The organism is Arthrobacter sp. UYNi723 (genome assembly GCF_054057635.1).
Genome location: NZ_JBSRZM010000010.1, coordinates 1 through 19,832, shown reverse-complemented (window position 1 = coordinate 19,832; position 19,832 = coordinate 1). Strand labels below are relative to the sequence as shown.

General features: G+C 63.2%; 21 protein-coding genes, 1 pseudogene and 1 riboswitch. Of the genes and pseudogenes, 14 read left to right on the top strand and 8 right to left on the bottom strand.

The genetic code is table 11. The features are described from left to right. The first annotated feature begins 186 nt into the window (after nt 1-186). The 3 genes from ctaC to ACVWY0_RS09740 are packed head-to-tail and all read left to right on the top strand — an operon-like array spanning nt 187 to nt 3,195. Nucleotides 187-1,059, top strand: a complete 873-nt coding sequence (gene ctaC, locus ACVWY0_RS09750; protein ID WP_485836524.1) for an aa3-type cytochrome oxidase subunit II — start codon at nt 187-189, stop codon at nt 1,057-1,059. A 10-nt stretch (nt 1,060-1,069) separates the two neighbouring features. After that, nucleotides 1,070-2,797, top strand: a complete 1,728-nt coding sequence (gene ctaD, locus ACVWY0_RS09745) for an aa3-type cytochrome oxidase subunit I (RefSeq protein WP_252598854.1) — start codon at nt 1,070-1,072, stop codon at nt 2,795-2,797. After that, entirely contained in the window at nt 2,794-3,195 is a 402-nt protein-coding gene (locus ACVWY0_RS09740; protein WP_056340077.1) for a cytochrome c oxidase subunit 4, read from the top strand. Before ctaD ends, ACVWY0_RS09740 begins: the two co-directional genes overlap by 4 nt. A gap of 129 nt (nt 3,196-3,324) precedes the next feature. Here the strand turns inward: ACVWY0_RS09740 and ACVWY0_RS09735 are convergent, their stop codons facing one another. Then, the gene (locus ACVWY0_RS09735; protein WP_252607973.1) at nt 3,325-3,618 is read right to left on the bottom strand and encodes an HPr family phosphocarrier protein; all 294 of its coding nucleotides are present in this window, start codon (nt 3,616-3,618) and stop codon (nt 3,325-3,327) included. Between the two features lie 187 nt (nt 3,619-3,805). Between ACVWY0_RS09735 and ACVWY0_RS09730 the strand changes: the two genes are divergently transcribed. Beyond that, on the top strand, nt 3,806-4,597 hold the full coding sequence (locus ACVWY0_RS09730) for a GntR family transcriptional regulator (RefSeq protein ID WP_485836523.1): 792 nt from the start codon (nt 3,806-3,808) through the stop codon (nt 4,595-4,597). A 99-nt stretch (nt 4,598-4,696) separates the two neighbouring features. Here ACVWY0_RS09730 and qcrB read toward each other — a convergent pair whose 3' ends face one another. The 4 genes from qcrB to ctaE form a co-directional block, all read right to left on the bottom strand. Beyond that, a complete protein-coding gene (qcrB, locus tag ACVWY0_RS09725; RefSeq protein ID WP_485836522.1) occupies nt 4,697-6,373 on the bottom strand; it encodes a cytochrome bc1 complex cytochrome b subunit in 1,677 nt (558 codons plus the stop codon). Continuing rightward, nucleotides 6,351-7,421: a cytochrome bc1 complex Rieske iron-sulfur subunit gene (qcrA, locus tag ACVWY0_RS09720; RefSeq protein WP_252598851.1), complete on the bottom strand. Its 1,071-nt coding sequence runs from the start codon at nt 7,419-7,421 to the stop codon at nt 6,351-6,353. The genes qcrB and qcrA overlap by 23 nt, the downstream gene beginning before the upstream one ends. Before the next feature lie 99 nt (nt 7,422-7,520). After that, a complete protein-coding gene (gene qcrC, locus ACVWY0_RS09715) occupies nt 7,521-8,309 on the bottom strand; it encodes a cytochrome bc1 complex diheme cytochrome c subunit (RefSeq protein WP_252598850.1) in 789 nt (262 codons plus the stop codon). A gap of 87 nt (nt 8,310-8,396) precedes the next feature. Beyond that, nucleotides 8,397-9,035 carry an aa3-type cytochrome oxidase subunit III gene (gene ctaE / locus ACVWY0_RS09710; protein WP_445260432.1) on the bottom strand — a complete coding sequence of 213 codons (639 nt, stop codon included), beginning with the start codon at nt 9,033-9,035 and terminating at the stop codon, nt 8,397-8,399. Nucleotides 9,036-9,182: 147 nt separating this feature from the next. Between ctaE and trpD the strand changes: the two genes are divergently transcribed. Next, entirely contained in the window at nt 9,183-10,241 is a 1,059-nt protein-coding gene (gene trpD, locus ACVWY0_RS09705; RefSeq protein ID WP_485836521.1) for an anthranilate phosphoribosyltransferase, read from the top strand. Between the two features lie 65 nt (nt 10,242-10,306). On the opposite strand, the gene ACVWY0_RS09700 is transcribed toward trpD, so the two are convergent. Continuing rightward, nucleotides 10,307-10,588, bottom strand: a complete 282-nt coding sequence (locus tag ACVWY0_RS09700) for an Lrp/AsnC family transcriptional regulator (RefSeq protein WP_056340053.1) — start codon at nt 10,586-10,588, stop codon at nt 10,307-10,309. A gap of 120 nt (nt 10,589-10,708) precedes the next feature. Next, complete coding sequence (locus tag ACVWY0_RS09695) at nt 10,709-11,104, bottom strand: DUF3054 domain-containing protein (protein ID WP_485836520.1); 396 nt, start codon at nt 11,102-11,104, stop codon at nt 10,709-10,711. Between the two features lie 186 nt (nt 11,105-11,290). On the opposite strand from ACVWY0_RS09695, the gene ACVWY0_RS09690 reads away from it, so the two are divergent. Next, nucleotides 11,291-11,659, top strand: coding sequence for a VOC family protein (locus tag ACVWY0_RS09690; protein ID WP_485836519.1), 369 nt, complete (start codon nt 11,291-11,293; stop codon nt 11,657-11,659). A gap of 251 nt (nt 11,660-11,910) precedes the next feature. Here the strand turns inward: ACVWY0_RS09690 and ACVWY0_RS09685 are convergent, their stop codons facing one another. Further along, on the bottom strand, nt 11,911-12,300 hold the full coding sequence (locus tag ACVWY0_RS09685) for a four-helix bundle copper-binding protein (protein ID WP_485836518.1): 390 nt from the start codon (nt 12,298-12,300) through the stop codon (nt 11,911-11,913). A gap of 926 nt (nt 12,301-13,226) precedes the next feature. Beyond that, a riboswitch (cyclic di-AMP (ydaO/yuaA leader) is annotated at nt 13,227-13,403 on the top strand. 5 nt (nt 13,404-13,408) lie between these two features. Here ACVWY0_RS09685 and ACVWY0_RS09680 point away from each other — a divergent pair. From ACVWY0_RS09680 to ACVWY0_RS09645, 8 genes and pseudogenes are all read left to right on the top strand, one after another. Then, nucleotides 13,409-14,179, top strand: coding sequence for a M23 family metallopeptidase (locus ACVWY0_RS09680; protein ID WP_485836517.1), 771 nt, complete (start codon nt 13,409-13,411; stop codon nt 14,177-14,179). 231 nt (nt 14,180-14,410) lie between these two features. After that, nucleotides 14,411-14,740 carry a hypothetical protein gene (locus tag ACVWY0_RS09675; RefSeq protein WP_485836604.1) on the top strand — a complete coding sequence of 110 codons (330 nt, stop codon included), beginning with the start codon at nt 14,411-14,413 and terminating at the stop codon, nt 14,738-14,740. 575 nt (nt 14,741-15,315) lie between these two features. Beyond that, the gene (locus ACVWY0_RS09670; protein WP_485836516.1) at nt 15,316-16,227 is read left to right on the top strand and encodes a TIGR01906 family membrane protein; all 912 of its coding nucleotides are present in this window, start codon (nt 15,316-15,318) and stop codon (nt 16,225-16,227) included. A 277-nt stretch (nt 16,228-16,504) separates the two neighbouring features. Next, a complete protein-coding gene (locus ACVWY0_RS09665) occupies nt 16,505-16,816 on the top strand; it encodes a hypothetical protein (protein ID WP_485836515.1) in 312 nt (103 codons plus the stop codon). A 275-nt stretch (nt 16,817-17,091) separates the two neighbouring features. Further along, a pseudogene (locus ACVWY0_RS09660) lies at nt 17,092-17,220 on the top strand (IS3 family transposase); the annotation flags it as partial. A gap of 577 nt (nt 17,221-17,797) precedes the next feature. Beyond that, on the top strand, nt 17,798-18,439 hold the full coding sequence (locus ACVWY0_RS09655; protein WP_485836514.1) for a hypothetical protein: 642 nt from the start codon (nt 17,798-17,800) through the stop codon (nt 18,437-18,439). 41 nt (nt 18,440-18,480) lie between these two features. Continuing rightward, nucleotides 18,481-18,861, top strand: a complete 381-nt coding sequence (locus ACVWY0_RS09650) for a hypothetical protein (protein WP_485836513.1) — start codon at nt 18,481-18,483, stop codon at nt 18,859-18,861. 186 nt (nt 18,862-19,047) lie between these two features. Further along, nucleotides 19,048-19,503, top strand: a complete 456-nt coding sequence (locus ACVWY0_RS09645; protein WP_485836512.1) for a hypothetical protein — start codon at nt 19,048-19,050, stop codon at nt 19,501-19,503. Nucleotides 19,504-19,832: the final 329 nt, after the last annotated feature.

Genomic DNA, 19,832 nt, shown 5'->3' with positions numbered 1-19,832 from the left:
CCGGTTCTTTCGCCCGATGCCGGCGCCTGCTTTCCGTCCGCCAAAAACGGCACGGAGGCACGGCGCCGACATGTGGGCGAAACGCCCGGCAGAGCGGTAAGCTCTACACCGAGTAGTAAAACTTTTAGTGTGCCCGGACGGCCCCTTGGGTGGCCGGGCAACAGCAACAAGTAGGAAGGGCCGTCTGTGAGTTCGCAGAACCGAACCGGCAGCCGACGCAAAACGATCACTACGATCTCAGGCTTGGCAGTTGCCGGCGCGTTGGTTTTGACTGGATGTTCGCCAGAGGTAGAGAAGGGGTGGCTGCCCACCGAGCGTGGCACCACCAATCACACTGACCGGATCATGGACCTCTGGGTCAACTCATGGATTGCAGCCCTCGTTGTGGGCATCATCACGTGGGGCTTGATCGTTTGGTGCCTTGTCGCCTACCGCCGCCGCAAGGGCACCACGGGTTTCCCGCGGCAGACCAGCTTTAACCTCCCGCTGGAGGTCTTCTACCTGACCATCCCGCTGTTCATGGTCCTGGTGTTTTTCTACTTCACCGACCGCGACCAGCAGGCCATCGATGACCGCTCCAAGCCGGCCGACGTCGTTGTTGACGTCCGTGGCAAGCAGTGGGCCTGGGACTTCAACTACAAGTCGGGCGAGGTCGTCTCTGAGGATGTTTACGAAGCGGGAGTCCAGACGAACCTCACAGGAGGCGAAATCGACAAGGAAAAGCTTCCCACTTTGTACCTGCCGGTGGGCAAGTCGGTTGACCTCGAACTCAACTCGCGCGACGTCATTCACTCTTTCTGGGTTCCAGCCTTCCTGCAGAAGCGCGACATGATCCCGGGCAAGACCAACTACCTCAGGTTCACCCCCACCAAAGAGGGAACCTACGATGGCAAGTGCGCCGAACTCTGCGGTGAGTACCACTCCGAAATGCTGTTCCGCGTCAAGGTTGTCTCCGAAGCCGAATTCCAGGCTCACATGGACAAGCTCAAGGCAGATGGCAACACGGGACTCCTCGGCGAAGAGTACGACCGCAACCCGAACCTGAACGAAATTAAGTAAGGGGAGCGACGTGGCTACTTACACCCAGACCGCACCTGCCGGAACCCTAGAGGCTCCCGTAGTTCCTAGGTCCAAGGGACGCATCGTCGTCAACTGGATCACCTCCACCGACCACAAGACCATCGGGTACATGTACCTGATCGCATCGTTTGTGTTCTTCTGCCTCGGTGGCGTCATGGCTCTGCTCATCCGAGCTGAACTGTTCGAACCCGGCATGCAGATCCTGCAGACCAAAGAGCAGTACAACCAGCTGTTCACGATGCACGGCACCGTGATGCTGCTGATGTTCGCCACCCCGCTTTTCGCCGGCTTCACCAACGTCATCATGCCCCTGCAGATCGGTGCCCCCGACGTCGCCTTCCCGCGACTGAACGCGCTGGCCTTCTGGTTCTTCCTCTTCGGGTCCACCATCGCGGTGTCCGGCTTCATCACCCCCCAAGGTGCGGCGTCGTTCGGCTGGTTCGCCTACGCGCCGCTGTCCAACACGACGTTCAGCCCTGGCATCGGCGGTGACCTGTGGGTCTTCGGCCTGGCGCTGTCCGGCTTCGGCACCATCCTGGGCGCGGTCAACTTCATCACCACCATCATCTGCATGCGCGCTCCGGGCATGACCATGTGGCGGATGCCCATCTTCACATGGAACGCCCTGGTGACGTCCATCCTCGTGCTGATGGCCTTCCCCCCGCTGGCTGCCGCACTGTTCGCGCTCGGCGCCGACCGCCGCTTCGGTGCCCACATCTTCGATCCGGAGAACGGCGGCGCCATCCTGTGGCAGCACCTGTTCTGGTTCTTCGGCCACCCCGAGGTGTACATCATTGCGCTGCCGTTCTTCGGCATCGTGTCCGAGATCTTACCGGTCTTCAGCCGCAAGCCGATCTTCGGCTACAAGGGCCTGGTCTACGCCACCATTGCCATTGCAGCCCTGTCCGTCACGGTGTGGGCACACCACATGTACGTGACCGGTTCGGTGCTGCTGCCGTTCTTCGCCTTCATGACCATGCTCATTGCGGTCCCGACGGGTGTGAAGTTCTTCAACTGGATCGGCACCATGTGGCGGGGGTCCCTGACGTTCGAGACTCCGATGCTGTGGAGCCTCGGCTTCCTCATCACGTTCCTCTTCGGTGGCCTGACCGGCATCATCCTGGCTTCGCCGCCGTTGGACTTCCAAGTCTCTGATTCCTACTTTGTGGTGGCGCACTTCCATTACGTGGTGTTCGGCACCGTGGTATTCGCGATGTTTGCAGGCTTCTACTTCTGGTGGCCCAAGTGGACCGGAAAGATGCTCAACGAGCGCCTCGGTAAGATCCACTTCTGGATGCTGTTCCTGGGTTTCCACGCTACGTTCCTCATCCAGCACTGGCTCGGCGTGCAGGGCATGCCCCGCCGCTACGCGGACTACCTGGTGGAGGACAACTTCACCTGGATGAACCAGTTCTCCACTGTAGGCTCGTACCTGCTGGGGGCGTCCCTGATTCCGTTCTTCTGGAACGTTTACATCACCTGGCGCAGCTCCGAGCGCGTCGAGGTGGACGATCCTTGGGGCTTCGGAGCGTCGCTTGAGTGGGCTACCTCCTGCCCGCCGCCGCGCCACAACTTCACCTCGCTGCCCCGGATCCGTTCAGAGCGTCCCGCCCTGGACCTCCACCACCCGGAGCTCTCGCAGGTACATACCGTTGAATCGCCTGCAGCCGCAGCAGCGGTGCTCGGTAACGCCGACCAGAAGGACACCGCCAAGTGAAAATCGAATCATGGATATTTGGAGCCGGAGTCTTCTTCTTCGTACCGGTTTCCCTGGTCTACGGTTTCCTGACCAACTGGCATGAGTGGGTGGGAACCCTCGGGATCCTCCTGGTGGGTGGACTTTCCGGGATGATCGGCGGATACCTTGGCTTCACCGGCAAGCGCGTCGGGATGCGTCCCGAGGACCGCAACGATGCCGAGATCCACGAGGGCGCCGGCGAGCAGGGGCACTTCAGCCCCTGGAGCTGGTGGCCGCTGGTCCTGGGCCTCGCTTGTGCGGGCGGATTCCTGGGCCTCGCAGTGGGTTGGTGGATCCTGTTCATCGCAGCCGGCCTCGCAGTCGTAGCCCTCGTGGGTTGGGTCTTCGAGTACAGCCGTGGGGACCACGCCCACTAGGAGCCGCTGAGCTTCAGCAGGGATTTTGCAAATGACGACGTCGGGCCCCACCTTCTGGTGGGGCCCGACGTCGTTCTTGTCCGTTCGATTTCGCGCGGGGAGTCGCGGGGTAATGCGCCCTGGGAGAGGCTAGCTGGCTCCCTGAGACTCCAGGAGCTCTCCCAGCATCCGCAGGGCCGCCTCGGCGTTGCGGTGACTGACAGATCCGCTGAGGGCGCACTCGGGGACTGAAAGCTCTACTTCGCAGCCGAAGGGGAAATCGGCAGTCATGACTTCCAGCAGGGAGCGGGCGTCGACACCCTGGATGCCGGCCTTGCGGATGGTGACAGGAAGTCCCGTTTCGGTCACTGCCCTGACGAACATCGCGGCAGGACGGGCATGCAAGCCGACTGACGCTGACACAACGGCCTTATGCACTGGCAAGGTGTCTCCCATTTCCTGACGGTCCCCAAACCGTCATCGCTAAATTTCCTGTCCAATATATCCGGCTGGATGGCTGCGCGACCAAACGGGGGAGTAGGGGGCGGTCCGTTTGCTGGAACTGGTCTAGTCCAGCGACGCTGCTTGCCTTAAGCTTGGACAGTGAAAACTGAAGCAAGGACGTACCTCCGTGGCTGCTGATGCCCGCGGCGTTGCCGGCGAGATTGACCGCAGCAACGGGACTGCCATCTACATCCAGCTCAGGGAGATCCTCCGGGCCTACATCAGCGATTCCTGTCCGCCTGGATCCGCCCTGCCCTCGGAACGGGATCTTGCCCTGCGGTTCGGGCTGGCCCGGATGACTGTCAGGCAGGCCATCGATGCCCTGGTCGGCGAGGAAGTCCTCGAGCGGGTTGTTGGCCTCGGCACCTTCGTACGGAAGCCCAAACTCGATCTTCAGGTGAAACTCACCTCGTACAGCGAAGAGATGCAACGCCGCGGCATGGTGCCGGCCGCCAAAGTCCTGAGCTTCGAGCAGATCGGCGCAAGCGCCTTCCTGGCCCGCGAACTGCAGGTCGAGGAGGGGACGCCGCTGGTGCGTTTCCGTCGGCTGCTGCTGGCGGACGGCGAGCCCATGAGCGTGGACGAGAACTTCATCCCGGCGCAGCGAGTCCCAGGTCTCCTGGACGGCGAGCCCCCAACATCGCTCTACAACGTGCTGAGTGAGCAGTTCGGCCTCGTGATGGAGTGGGGGGAAGACATGATCGAAGCGACGGCCGCTTCCCCCTCTACGGCGCGCCTGCTCAACGTCGACGTCGGCGCACCCTTGCTTAAAATCCAGAGGCACGCCTTTGTTGCCCGGGCGATGGTGGACTACTCAGTTTCGTACTACCGTGCCGACCGCTACAAGCTATGGGTACCCCTCCAGCGGCCAGGTGCGAGACCTGCCCGGAACCAGTCGCTGGGATACCGGAACTACTAGTAGCGGGCCGCCAGCTGGCAACATCGGCGGCAGCCAGCAACGGGAAAGGCCCGGTCCAAGTGGACCGGGCCTTTCCCGTTGGAGCGTAACTGCTGTGAATCAGTGGCTGAGGCTCTTGCTTTCCTGGCCGGCCTCCACCGCTGGGTGGGCGGGGTGGCCGTGTGCGGCCTCCAGTTCAGCCGGGGTGGCCGGTGCAACACGGTCCTCGAAGAACCACTTGGACAGGAACGCACGCTGCTTTTCCTTACGCGTCACAATGCCGTGGTCGTTGGCGACCGCCGGCAGCGGTGCGGGGGATTCGAAACCCACGAGCTTGTAGCGCTTGTACTCATCCAGGGGAGCATGCACTTCGATGAACTCGCCGTGCGGGAGGCGAACGATGCGGCCGGTTTCGCGGCCGTGCAGTGCGATCTCCCGGTCCTTGCGCTGAAGGGCCAGCGCCACTCGCTTAGCGACCATAAAAGCGATGACCGGGCCAATGAAGAACAGCGCACGAAGCCAGTACGTCACATCGTTCAGGGACACGCGGAAGTGCGTAGCGATGAGGTCCGAACCAGCGGCTGCCCACATCACGCAGTACCAGACGAAGCCGGCAACGCCGATAGCGGTGCGCGTGGGGGCGTTCCTCGGACGGTCCAGGACATGGTGTTCGCGGGTGTCCTTGGTGATCCAGCTTTCGATCCACGGATACATGAACATCACCGTGAACAGAATGCCTGCCGGTATCAAGGCCGGCAACAGGACGTTCAGCGTCAGCACGTAGCCGAAGACAACGTACTCGAACTGGAAATCACCGATGACACCGGGCATAAGCCTCAGGGCACCGTCAACGAACCCGATGTACCAGTCAGGCTGGGTACCGGCAGACACCGGCGAGGGATCGTACGGGCCGTAGTTCCAGATCGGGTTGATAGTGAAGAAGCCAGCCATCAGGGCAATTACACCGAAGACGATGAAGAAGAAGCCGCCGGCCTTGGCTGCGTACACAGGTCCGAGCGGGTAGCCAACAACGTTGCCGTCGTTGCGGCCCGGGCCGGGGTACTGGGTGTGCTTGTGCACAACCACCATGAACAGGTGCAGGACGATCATCAACAGGATGAGCGCGGGTACGAGCAGGATGTGCAGCATGTAAAGGCGGCCAATAACAGCCGTCCCCGGGAACTCGCCACCGAAGAAGAAGAAGGAAATGTAGGTTCCGACAACCGGGATTGCCTTCATGACACCGTCGATGATCCGCAGGCCGTTGCCGGAGAGCAGGTCGTCGGGGAGGGAGTATCCGGTGAAGCCGGCTGCCATGGCGAGGATCAGGAGGACGCTGCCAACAACCCAGTTCATTTCACGTGGTTTGCGGAAGGCGCCTGTGAAGAAGACGCGCAGCATATGGACGGCGATCGACGCGACGAAAAGCAGTGCAGCCCAGTGGTGCACCTGGCGCATGAACAGGCCACCGCGGACGTCGAAGGAAATATCCAGCGAGGTGCTGTAGGCCACCGACATCTCGACGTTCTTCAACGGCAGGTAGGACCCGTCGTAGTGCGTTTCCGCCATGGACGGATCGAAGAAGAAGGTCAGGAAGGTGCCCGAGAGCAAGAGGATAACGAAGGAGTAGAGGGCTACTTCGCCGAACATGAACGACCAGTGGTCAGGGAATACCTTGCGTCCAAATTCCCGCAGGATTCCTGATCCACCGACTCGCGCGTCAACAAAATCGGTGATGCGTCCGGCTTTAGTCTTGGCGACGAAGGCGGGGGCTTCAGCTCTTGATGCTGCGCTCATGCTCATCACGCTCCCAGTAACTCGGTCCTACAGGTTCATTGAAGTCGCTGGTTGCGACTAGGTAGCCCTCGGCATCCACTGCAATCGGCAGTTGGGGGAGGGGCCGGCTGGCCGGGCCAAAGATCACCTTGCACTCGTTGGTGAGGTCAAAGGTGGACTGGTGGCACGGGCACAGCAGGTGGTGCGTCTGCTGCTCGTACAGAGCAACGGGGCAACCGACGTGGGTGCAGATCTTGGAGTAGGCAACGATTCCGTTGTAGCTCCAGTCTTCGCGGCCTTCCGAGGGATTCAGCGAGGCGGGATCCAAACGCATCAGCAGGACAACAGCCTTGGCCTTTTCGTTGAGCTTGCCTTCAGGCAGTTCGTTCAGGCCCTCAGGAATTACGTGGAAAGCTGAGCCGATGGTGACGTCAGAGGCCTTGATGGGTGTGCCGTCGGGGTCGCGGGTGAGGCGCTTGAGCTTGCCTTCCTGCGGAGCCCACATGGTGTGGGCCAGCGCCCGGTCGGGGCGGGGGCCGAGGTCACCGAAAACCGCAATTGCGGGAAGCGGGGCCAGGGCTACAGCACCGAGCAGCGTGTTGCGGATGAGCGGGCGGCGCTTGATGCCGGTCTCTTCCACGATGTCATCCACGATCCGGACCGCCGCCAAGCGGTCTTCTTCGGTGCGGATGGGATGGCGTTCTTCCGAGACTTCGTGGTCCGGCATCAGGGCTTTGGCCCAGTGCACAATACCGGTCCCGATGCCGAGCATCGCAAACGCTGTGCCAAGGCCCAGCAGTGCGTTCTGCAGCCGGATGGTGGCGATGCTTGTGCCGTCGCCCAAGTCGATGGCGAAGTACGCCACCAGGAAGATCAGGGTGCCGACAACTGACGCGCCGAAAAGTACAGCGACCTGCCGTTCTGCACGCTTTGCGGCCTTCGGGTCCGTGTCGGCCAGGCGCAAACGGTGCGGGGGAATTCCAGGATCCTGGAACTTCTCCACCTCATTCTGACCAGCCGTAGCTACGGTGCCCGAGTGGTTCGGACTGCCGTCACTATGGTTGCCCATAATTCGCCTCATCCTTCTCTCGTCCCGGCGGCTGCCGGGTTAGTTTTCAATGTCAAACTGCTGACTGGGCAGCAGAAGTTCTTAAGATTCCCGTTGCGCCTAAGACGTCCGGGAAGTAAGCCAGATGGTGAAGGCGATGATGACGCCCAGGCCTGCAATCCAGACGAAGAGGCCTTCAGAGACGGGACCGAGGGCTCCTAGGTCAGCGCCACCGGGGGAGCCGTTGGCCTCGATCTGCTTCAGGAAGGTGACGACGTCGCGCTTGCCCTCAGGGGTGACGTTTGTGTCACTGAAGACGGGCATGTTCTGCGGTCCGGTGACCATCGCTTCGTAGATGTGCTTGCCGGAGACATCGGCAAGGGCGGGAGCGAACTTGCCACGGGTGAGTGCACCGCCGGCGGCTGCCGCGTTGTGGCACATCGCGCAGTTCACGCGGAAAAGTTCGCCACCAGCTGCCGCGTCACCCTTTTCGTCCAACAGGCCTTCTTCAGGAATTGCCGGGCCGGCTCCCAGGGAAGCAACATATCCTGAAAGCTGTCGCGTCTGTTCGTCGTTGAACTGTGCAGGCTTCTTTTGCGCCTGCGGACCGTTCATCTGCATGGGCATACGGCCGGTTCCGACCTGGAAGTCAACAGAAGCTGCACCAACACCCACCAGGGAGGGCCCATTTGCGGTCCCACTGGCACCCATGCCATGGCACGTGGCGCAGTTGGCGACGAACAGTTTACCGCCTTCCTCGACGTCGTTGGCGGTGTAGCCGCTGGTGGAAGCCTTGGCTTCGTTGACGGTGGTGGCAACGGCGTAGAGCCCGCCAGTGACGAGGAGTCCCATCAGTAGCAGCGCGATTACTGCGAGTGGGTGACGCCGCTTTTGCGAGAGAGCCTTCACGTGGTGGTTCCTTTATTCGATCGTGCGCCGGCTCCGTGAGCCGCTTCTTGAAATTCTGCCTCTTGTAGAAAAGGAATCAAAGCTTGACTACTTCAGTACGTAGATGACCAGGAAGAGCCCGATCCAGACAACGTCCACAAAGTGCCAGTAGTACGACGTGACAATCGCGGAGGTTGCTTCGAAGTGGCCGAACTTCTTTGCCGCGAACGAGCGCCCGATGATGAAGAGGAAGGCTATGAGGCCGCCGATGACGTGCAGGCCATGGAAGCCGGTGGTCATATAGAACGCGGAGCCGTAGGCGTTGGATGAGAGCGATACGTGCTCTGAAACAAGCATCGCGTATTCCGTTGCCTGGCCGGCGACGAAGAACGCACCCATGATGAAGGTCAGCGTGAACCATTCGTTCATGCCCCAGCGGGTGAACTGGAACGGGCCGCCTGTTTTGCGAGGCTGCAGCCGTTCGGCGGCGAAGACGCCCATCTGGCAAGTAAAGGAACTGGCCACGAGGACGATCGTGTTGACGAGCGCAAAGGGGAAGTTGAGCTTGGCTGTCTCTTCGGCCCACATCTGTCCGCTCGTGGAGCGCAGCGTGAAGTACATGGCGAAGAGGCCGGCGAAGAACATCAACTCACTGGACAGCCAGACTACGGTTCCGACAGAAACCATATTGGGGCGGTTCAGCGTGGGGTGCGCCGGGGTACTGGGGGCATGGGTCGCAGATGTCACATAGACATTATGTCTATAAAAGTCCGTAGTTCCCAACGCGAACCGCCTTTTCGGGGGACTTTTTCTACAAAGACGCGAAATCACCGTGAAAAGTTCCCGGCGACGTTCACATTGGTCAGGTCCGAGGTGGCTCGCTAGCATCAGAAGGTGACTTCTCAGGCAACCGCGCCGGCGGACAGCAACACCTGGCCGCGGCTCATCTCGGCACTTATCAACCATACTGACCTCACTGCGGACAATACCGCGTGGGCTATGGACAGAATCATGTCCGGGGAGGCCACCCCCGCGCAGATCGCCGGATTCCTGGTTGCCCTCAGCGCCAAGGGCGAAACCGTGGACGAGATCTCGGGCCTGGTGGACGCGATGCTGCGCCATGCAACACCCATCGATATCCCCGGCGAGAAGCTGGACATCGTTGGTACCGGCGGTGACCAGCTCAACACCGTCAACATTTCCACCATGTCCGCCCTCGTTGCTGCGGGCGCTGGAGCGAAGGTCGTCAAGCACGGCAACCGTGCAGCGTCTTCGTCCTCCGGATCGGCTGACGTGCTGGAGGCGTTGGGGGTCAGGCTCGACCTACCGGTGGCCCAGGTGGCACTCAACGCGCGGGATGCTGGAATCACGTTTTGCTTCGCGCAGGTATTCCATCCGTCTTTCCGTCACACCGCCGTGCCCCGCCGGGAGCTCGCCATCCCCACCGCATTCAATTTCCTGGGCCCGCTGACCAATCCAGCCCGGGTGCAAGCCTCCGCGGTGGGAGTGGCGAATGCCCGGATGGCTCCACTGGTAGCAGGCGTCCTGGCGAAGCGGGGCAGCCGTGGCCTGGTTTTCCGTGGCAATGACGGCCTGGACGAACTGACTACTACGGGGCCCTCCACCGTCTGGGAAATCCGCGACGGTGCTGTCTCAGAGCTGGATTTTGAGCCTGCCGAGCTGGGTATCCGTCCCGCGACTGTGGAGGAACTCCGCGGCGGGGACGCCCAGGCGAACGCCGCCGTCGTCCGTGATGTCCTGGCCGGCAAGACCGGCGCAGCACGGGATGCCGTGCTGCTGAACGCGGCCGCTGGACTGGTGGCCTTTGATGAATCGTCCGAGGGCCCGTTCCTGGAGCGTATGCGTTCGGCGCTTGCCCGGGCCGCGGAGTCGATTGATAGCGGTGCTGCCGCTGCGGTCCTCGATAAGTGGGTTTCGCTGACGCGGCCTTGAAATGGACAGGAAAGGACGCGGGCCCGGCTGTAAGGCCGGGCCGCGTCGTTTCCGGGGAAGTGATCCTACTGTTCGAAGCCGAGCGCGAATGCCGCGTCGAGATCGTGTTGCGAGTAGGCACGGAAGGCAATGTGTGTAGTGGTGTGAACCACCGCGGGCACCTTTGACAGCTTGTCGGCAATGACGTCAGCCAGGTCCTCGTGCCGGGCGACGCGGGCAACGGCGATGAGGTCCCATTCGCCTGTTACGGAATAGACCTCGCTGATGCCTGGGATCGCGGAAATTTCCTCGGCGGTTTCCGGGATGCGCGCGGCGTCGGTCTTGATCAGAACGAATGCGGTGATCACTGTTCAATCCTTCCGGATCTGTTGGCCGTAGCTGTGCCCGGCAAGACTCTGTGGTGATGCCAGCCTATTACATGGGCCGTGTCCATCAGGCGTGCCCCGGACGCGTGGCCGGCGGCGCCTTCACGACTTTCTAAGCCTGCGTACCAGTGCAAGAAGTGCCCGGTAGCCCACCAGGAACAGCCCCAGGCTCAAGAGCGCAACAACCACGAAGGCCAGTACTACGCTCTGTCCCGTCAGCGCCCTCAGGATCATGCCGCCGGCCACGGCGCCAAGCCAGACCACGACGCCGGTTGCCATGGACAGCGGACGCCGCCACGCCCGCCACGCAAGCCAGGCCATACCGGCCCCAGCCAGGAACGGCCACGCAGTGAGGAACACGCCGGTGACGATGTCGCCGCGCTGGTGGGCGTCCCTGCCGATCGCCGCGAAAACCAAAATCAGGAAGGCATCTGCCAGGGCGGCGGCAATAATGGCCTGGCGGGGAGCTCGAATGGACTGTTTGGTCTCGGAATTCATGGCTTCGAGCCTAACCCGGCGAGGGCGGCAGCCCGGTCCTGATGCTTGCCGGGGTGCGGGGGATTAGGGAAGATGGGTGGGACAGCGGCGCTCATCGCGCGGGAGGCACAGTGCGTCTGATCCAGTTGGCCCAGCAGGCACATGACCTGCAGCGGGCCGCTGAGTTCTATTCAGAACTGCTGGGGGGTGCAACCAGCGGCGATCTACGGCCCGCCGGGGCTGCTGTTTTTTGATCTGGAAGGCGTGCGGCTCTTGCTGGAGCGCGGCGCGCCGTCGTCGGTCCTCTATCTGGAGGTGGAGGACGTCCGGGCGAGCATCAGCGTCCTGCACGGCAGGGGAGTGGAGGTAATTGCGCTGCCGCATGTGATCTTTCACCATGGCGACGCTGCCCTGGGTCCGGCAGGAACCGATGAATGGATGGCCTTCATCAGCGACTCGGAAGGGAACACCCAGCATTCGCCTCAGCTGCGGATCATCGACTGGACTTCCGGACGCGGCACCTATTCGTGGCCTTGGTGCCGCCGCAGGTTGGAAGGACTCCTGACTCGGGGGTGAGGACTGCTTGGGTTTCATCTATTCCTTTCGACGGAAGCTGCCGCCACGGTCGCCGAGTTCCGTGGCGCTGGTTGCGCCCCCACACAGGAGAACGATTCGAGCGGCACTATCATCCGCTGTATGCCCCGGCAGCCGAGCCCGAAGGCTCCCCGGGGGGTCGATGCCTTCGGGCAGGGATGCCGCCAGCCTTGGCTCCCGCGGGCGCCGGCTGTTCGGTCCCGGCCCACCGATGGGCATGGCCCCGGTGCAGGTCAGCCGAGCGAACCGAGAAGGTGGTTGCATGCCTTTTCGCAACGGCGGCAGGCCTCGGCGCAGAGCCGGCAGTGTTCATGCATGCCGACGTGCCGTTCGCATTCCTCCGCGCAGGCCTTGCAGGCGGTGGCGCACGCCTGCAGCACCGCGCGGGTGACATCGACATCGTAGCCGGTGTGGCGGGAGAGGACGTTGGCCGTGGCCGCGCAGATGTCCGCACAGTCAAGATCGGTGCGGATGCATTTGGTCAACTCGGCGACCATGTCTTCGCCGAGGCAGGCATCAGCGCAGGCGGTACAGGCCTGTGAGCAGTCAAAGCACGCTGCAATGCATTCGGCGAGCATGTGCTGATCGATAGTGCCGAGATCCTTGGGGTAAGCATCGAGCATCTTGTGGGTGCTTCCGTGTGTCACTTTTTCTCTCTTTCCAAGGGCTGAATTGGAGGAACCTGGTGTGGATTCCGGCTTGTAATCTCTGCTGTGCCGGGGCCGCTGTCTGACGTTCTTTCTCGGGCCTCCTTCCGGTCGATGAAGGCAGGCCCCCAAGGGGCGGCCGTACGGGGCGGTGTCTATGCCAGCTTGCCCGACGGGTGCCACGTACTGGCTGTGTGGCTTAGCGTTCGTGCGGCCGGACGAGGAGCATGCGGGCTTTATGTCCGGCTGATTGACAGTTGGGCCAGGGTCGGCGCCCGCCGGCTCACGGGTGCCGGGGGCTGGGCGAACGGGCCCGCGGAATCAGGTATGAGCGTTCCCGGCCTTGGCTGCGCCGCGTCGGTCGCGGTAACGGGCCGCGACTGTGAACTGACTGCCCAGATGGCTCCGGGTTCCTTGCACTCGCTGCTCAGGGCTCCGGGGGACAGGTCGGAAGCGGATTGGGCTCCGACCGGCGTCACACTGTTCGAATGTCCCGGTGGGTTCTCCTGCTCCGCTGAGATGGCGGTCTCGGGCCGGTGCTGTGCAGCGGCGTAAGGGCGGGGGGCAGCCTCAGCCACCACGTGTTCCCATCCATCGCAGAAGGCAACCGACCCGGCCACCACGAGGACGACCACGAGGCAGGAAAGGACAGCCCGCAACGCAGCACCCCTGCCGACGAGCTGTGGACGAACCAAACGATGACGGGCCATCTGCTCTCTCCCCGGGGGCAAGTCACGCCCAGCGTAACCTTCCCGTGCCCCGCCAGTCACCATCCCTCTCCACTTAAGCCCGGAGCACCTTTGGTAACGGATTTGTAACTTAGGCCGGCGCTTCGCTAAAGTTGGATAAACACATACCCCGAATGGGTATGGATGTGGCCGCTTCGCCAAACCCCGCCGGCGGTCCGTGAAACTGATCTTTCTCAGGCGGGGGCGGAGGACCCACTTTTGGTGCGTAATGATGCACCTTGGGGTGAAGCCGACCCTGTGAATGCGCGTCCTAAATCGCGTCCTGCAGGGCAGCCGGACAGTCCACTCGTCCGAATCCGACAGCTAACTTCGCCGGCGCCGAGAGGACCACTATCTTGTCTGCCCAGCCAAAACACGGCCGTCGCCGTGCCCTTCCGGCGGCTGCCTCACCGCGCCGCCGTCCGTTTTTCCAGGAACCAACGTTCCGGCTCCGCGGCCAGCAGTTCGGGGTGGCGGCCGCCGTCACGGGAATGATTGCCCTCACTGCTCTGTCCGCGGCGCAGGCTGACTCCGGCAGCCGCGCTGCGGCCCAGGACCGGCCAGCGTCTGTGGCAGCCCCGGCCCCGGAAGCGGCGGTCACGGCAGCAGCTGACACTGTTCTCACCTTTGACCGCCCGGAGGTGACCTCCCAGCCGGCGCCTGCGCCCGCTGCGCCGGCACAGTCTGCAGGGGCAGTCAAGGCACCCGAGGCTGCCCCCGCACAGGCATCCCCATCCACGAGGTTGCGTGCCCCGCTCGCGTCGATGAGCGTCAGTTCCCCCTTCGGCTACAGGGTCAGCCCAATCACCGGGGCCGCCGCTGAAATGCACACCGGGGTCGATCTGACCGGGGCATGCTCGACGGCGGTCTTCGCCGCCGGTTCCGGCACCGTCACCGAGGCCGGCTGGAGCCCGTACGGCAGTGGCAACCGGATCGTCGTTGATCACGGCAACGGCCTGAAGACCACCTACAACCACCTGGCCAGCATCGGTGTCTCCCTCGGACAGCCCGTGGCTCAGGGCCAGCAGATCGCAGGGGTAGGCACAACCGGTGCCTCCACCGGCTGCCACCTTCATTTCGAGGTCATGGTCAACGGCCAGACCGTCGACCCGTCTGCCTTCATCTAAGAGGCCCGGCCCACGGGCCTCTTAGGCGGCTGCGCTGACTGCTTGCGCGTGATAAGCGGTAGCTGCGCGGTGAAGCGGTACAGTTGCGGGGGGCGTCCTGCACCCTGTTTCTCTGCTTCCTGACGGACCCGCGCTCACTGCCAGTCATGGTTCCGGGCTCGGGCGGATAACGCACGAGGGCCGTCTGCGGGCGCCCATACAACGAGCCGGACGAAGGATTACTCAGTGCAAATGCCAATGGCTGCCGCGGGGCTTTTCGCCCTGGCAACGACGCCGGCCCCGGGTCCGGGGAACGAAGGTCTGAGGCCAGGCCTGGATGCGAATCAGGTAACTCCCGGATTCCTGGGTTTCGCGATGACGGCGTTCATGGTCATTGCCGTTGTCCTGCTCATGGTTTCCATGACCAGACGGATCCGGCGTGTGCGTTACCGGGCGCAGTTCGAGCAAGGAAGCGAACGCGTTTCGGAAGAAACGGTTGATGCCCGCAGCCAGCCTGGGATCAACGAAACCGAGGCGACCAACGGACGCGGACCGGGCGGCGAGGGCCCCGGACGGGGATGAGCCCGCGGCTCCCGCGGCAGGCCGTGTCCTCCACCCCCCGGTTGGAAAGTCCCGCTCACTGACCGTGAAGGGCTAGCGGACGCCTTTCCGTCCCACCGGTGGGACGTGGTGCTGCGGTGGGGGCGATTTGGAATGCAAGGGTCATTCGGCAGGGCTGGAGATTTCCTATTCTGTGCCACCGGGCTCATTGACGGCATGGGAAGCGAGACCGAGCACGAAAACCGTGGCAAATGAGGCCAGGGCGGCGACAATCACAACTCCTGTCAGCATTAGTTCGGAAGGTCACGCCAGCGCGCGCTGACTCGAATAGGCCTCATCGATGCTCACCGAAAACCGTGATCCCTCTACGGTCCGAACTGTTCGGCGGATCCCGGCTCCCCATTGTGCTGGAGGCGGCTGGTTCTCGCCGTTCCGTAATGGGAGTCGGGCGGCGGGCTGAAACGGTGGACCCTTCCGTGTGGCCAGGCTCATGAGGAGCCGAAAACATGCGGCGACGGGGCCTGTAGCCTTGTTAGAAGAAAGTCGCACTGACGTGCGTAGTGAGACGAGACGGCGCACAGTCAAGGAGAACCCATATGGTCGGATCCGAAATCCCCCGCAGGACCGTGGAATCCCTGCGAGCCGCTCCCGGCGTTCCGCCGCAACCACTGGCGGGAGGCCAGGATGCCGACGGCGGCGTCGCCGGCCACCCGGGGGATCCGGTCCGCCCGGCGACACTCAGGGCGGACGTCGGGGGATCAAGAAACGACCCGCCCGCCGGTGCCGGCAGCGTGCCTCCGAGCGGGCACGAGGGGGCCCGAGTGTCCCTGCCCGGACGGTTTCTTCAGGTCCTTGTGGCCGTGTTCTTCCCCGTGATCGTGGTCGCCGGTGCCGTGCGGGCCGTGACTTCGCCGCTGTTCCTCTGGATCGAATACCAGCGCCCCGGATTTCCGGCTGACCTTTTTGGCTTTTCGACTGAAGAACGCCTGATTTACGGCTCCTACACCCTCGATTATGTTCTCAACCTCGCCCCGGCAGGGTACCTCGGCAGACTCGTGAACGCAGAGGGCGGCAGGCTGTTCCTTGAGAGCGAAGTGGGACACATGGCGGACGTCAAGGGTGTCCTCTCGGTCTCCTTCCTCGTGGCGTTCGTGATGCTCCTGATCGCTGTCGCCTCGTGCGTGTACCTCGCCTGGAGGTATCACGGCGCGGTTCGAAGGGCGCTGTTCTCCGGGGCGGTGCTGACACTGGCTCTGATCGTGGCGCTGACCGTTTCTGCAGTCCTGGCCTGGGAAGCCTTCTTTGCACAGGTCCATGCCTTGTTCTTCGCCGCGGGTACCTGGACGTTCCGGGTCGATGACACGCTGATCCGGCTTTTTCCCGAACAGTTCTGGACCGACGCGGCGATTACGATCGCCGCCCTCGTGTTCCTCGTAACCACACTCACGGTTGCTTTCGGCTGGCCCGTCCGGCGGCCACGACTTCCCGATGACAGCAACAGCGGCTAAACAGCGCGGGACCGCTGAACGGTCTGACCGGCATCTTGTTCAGACTGCATGGACTGGCACGGGCACACGGTGTGAATTGCAGCTTCAGCGGACCAGGTCTCAAAGGACACGAGCCCAGCCAAACCTGCCACTACCTGTCGGAGCCGCTGCCGGCTTGTTTGCGGCCATCGCTCTGGTCTTTTTGTGAACCGGCTGCTGCCACCCTATTCTCAGCTAACATGCGTTTAGACGATGGCGCCGCCCAGCGCCTTGTTGATGTCTTGAAGGACAAATTTCCATGAACAAAAAGTACCTGACCATGTCTGCCGCTGCGATCGCCGCAGCCATCGCCCTGGCTGGCTGCACGGCCGGGTCCGGCGGCAGCATGCCCGGCATGAACCATGGCGGCTCCGGCATGTCATCCGGTTCCGCAACTGCTGCCAGCTCCCCGGCGGGAACGGCACCGGCGGATGCCGCCCCGGATCAGGTCAGAGGGCCCAATGATGAGAACGCGCCCCTGGCCGTGGGGATCGCGGCCGCGCTGCTGGCACTGGCCGGGGGCGGCTTCTACCTGGCGCAGCGCCGCCGGGCCAGAAACTCCGGCGCCTGAGGACTGCCGCCGGCGGCCCGGAGGGTTCCCGGTTCATTCCGGGAGAGGGGCCCGGTCAGCCGTCGAGCCGTGGCCCGGCCCCGGCGCCCCGGGCCACGGAGGCTGCGATGGCGCCCGCCCCCATCAGCACAAAGGCCGCCGTCCCCAGACAGAACCGTCCCCAGATATAACAGCAGCGAGGACTAGCCCGGCGCGGGCGAAGACCGCGCCGGAAACAGGCCGAGCCGCCGGATCTGGCCGACTCGCCGCGATGGCGCCTGACAGGCAGTGGGTTCGCCGACGCAGCGTATGTCTGCACCTTCGCCGGCTGGGCCTACGCGGCGTTCGTCATCGACGTGTTCTCCCGCAGGATCGTCGGATGGCGGGTAGCCGCCAGCCTCTACTCCGATCCGGTGCTCGATGCCTGGTGATGGGTCTGGGCCCGGGGTGGCGCCGACGATACCAATCTGGTCCCTCAATTAATTTCCAACCAAAAACACCTCCACAAAATTACTGGCTTGACCCGCCCCGGTCACTTCCCATCCAGGAGTCGCACCGGCAGTCTCAGGGAACACTCAGGCCCCAGACATCCCGCTGTTACCTTGCTGCTATGCGTTGCGCGCATGGGTCTGGGAATTTCTGATTATGCCGTCAATGAGGGGCCGGGCGCCGTGGCCGTCATCATCAACGACACAAGTCAAACCGGCCGCGGCGCTCGTCGGATTCAACAACTCCGGGCAGATTGTCGGCAAGTTCGCCCAGGTCCATGCAGGCACCCGGTCGCGAGGACGCTTTGTCCAAATCCTGACGACCGGCCACCGGCAACCGCGGCCTTCCCATACCCGACCGGATCTCGATGCGTCGGCTTGACGCAGGAACGCATTCTTTCCAGCACGTCCCCAAAAACCCATTGATGTGATACCCCCTAGGGTATATCTTGGCGGTGTTGGCAGAGCCAGGCGAAGGCTCGTCCCTTCCGGAAGCCAACGGAGGAGGCAGGTCATGAAGGTGCGGTCCCGCAGCGGGTCCTCGTCGTCCGCTCATCGCAGCGGCCCCGCTCCAGGGCATGCGGCGGCCACATTGGTGGCTGAGGACCTTGTCACGTCGGGTTTCGGTCTCCTGATTGTGACCGCCGTCTACCTTGACGGGCGTGCCCATATTCTTGGCCTCCCTGATTCCTTCTTCACTCCATGGCATGCCTTCCTGTATGGGGGCCTGCTGCTGCTCGTGGGATGGCTGGCCGTGCTTGGCAGGCGCGCGGCCGCGCGCCTGCGCGTGGCCCGCCTGGCCGTTGTTCCCGCCGGCTACGGGCACGCCGTTGCGGGCGCGGCCGACTTTGGCGCGGGAGGAATCTCCGACATGGTCTGGCACCAGCTTTTCGGTGTGGAATTCGGAATCGACGCCCTGCTCAGCCCCACGCATCTAGCCTCGTTCGCCGGGGGTGCCTTGCTGTTCTCCGGCCCCATCAGGGCTTCCCGGCTGGGGGAAGGTTCGTCCTCACGGCTGATGGGGCTTCCTGCCATGCTCGCCGTAGCGGCGATATCCGCCGTCGCCGCTTTCGCCCTCAGCTATCTGTCCGGGTTTCTGGCGGACCAGGGGACCATGGCCGTATCACATGCCCCGAAGGAACGGCCGAACACATAGCGGGAGAGGCGATCGCGTCCGCCGGTCTTGCCAGCTACCTCGTGACGTCGCTTGTCATTGCGGTTTCCCTGGCGCTCCTGATTCGTTTCGGACTGGCCGTCCCGGGAACAGTGACATTCCTCGTCACATCACTTGCCCTTCTCGCCTCCGTCCTGGCGGACTTCCCCAACTCCGGCGTCATCATAGCCGCCGCCGCCGCGGGAGCGGTCGCTGACCTCGCGCTTGCCGGCTTGGGCGGGCTCGGTGCCTCTGTGCGGGTTCGGGAGCTCGTAATGGCACCCCTGCTACCTCTGTTGCTCCGGCCGGGCCAGCTTGTGGCGGTCACCGCCGCAGAACCTGTTCTGTGGTCTCTGGAGATGGTGACGGGAGTAGTTATCGTCTCAGCGGGGTGTCCTTCGCCGCCGTCTTCGTCCTTGGAATGACATCGTCGAATGTGGCCAAGTCACCGGAGAAAGCAGTTCGGGCCCGGAGCCGGTGGCACCGAACATCTGGGGCGCTCTGAGGGAGAGGGTGTAAAGATCCGGTCTCGATGGCGGTTCCGCATAACGATGTGGTGCCCGGATGCGGTGGAATGTGCCCGGAACGGCGCACAGTATCTACGCTGAAGCATGCGCAGAATCTGGCTGGCCACAGTTTTGCTGGCCTCGGCCTGCGTGCCACCGGTCACGTCATGCCCTGCGATTGCCCAGGCCCCTGTGGTGACAGTGACTGTCCTGCAAAGCTATGTCCCGGCGGTGCGCACCGTCCACCTGAGGGCATGCCAGTCCGGGGTGTGCAAGGAGGGTGACCTGGCGCTGGCGCCGGGCACCAAGCCCGTGAACCAAGGCTGCGAGGGCCCTGATGCCGTGTGCTCTGCGACTGCGTCTCCGGACGGGACACTATATGGCCACCTTTGGCTGGATCTGATCACGGAGGATCCGATTGACGCCACGGTGTCGGGTGTCGGCGCCGACGGGTCACCGTTGCTCGTCCGCACGATTACCTTCACGCCCAAGCTCACGCAGTGCCCAAAGTTCATCACCGCGAGCCTTCTCCTGGATGCCGACGGTGTGCGTCAGGCCTGAGCCACACCCCCTGAGCATATGCCACTGATTCCAGCCTGGACACTGGCCAATCACGGTCCTGCCTTGAGCACGTGGGCAGCAAGGAAGACCCATGATTCTCCACCGGGGTGGAAGCCATTGCCGCCGTCCGCGCAGGAGTGCCGCGACCCGGACTGGATGGCGCAGCGGAACGATTGAAGGACAGACGGTTTGAAAGACTCAATAGTTGCCTCCGTAGTGGATGGCCTCATTTTCCGGCTCTCCTGACTCATCCGTGGGTTAATTCCGGCCCGGGAGCGCCGGTTTGGGGCCGCCGAGGCTGAGCATGGCTAACGCGATGAGTGCGTCCG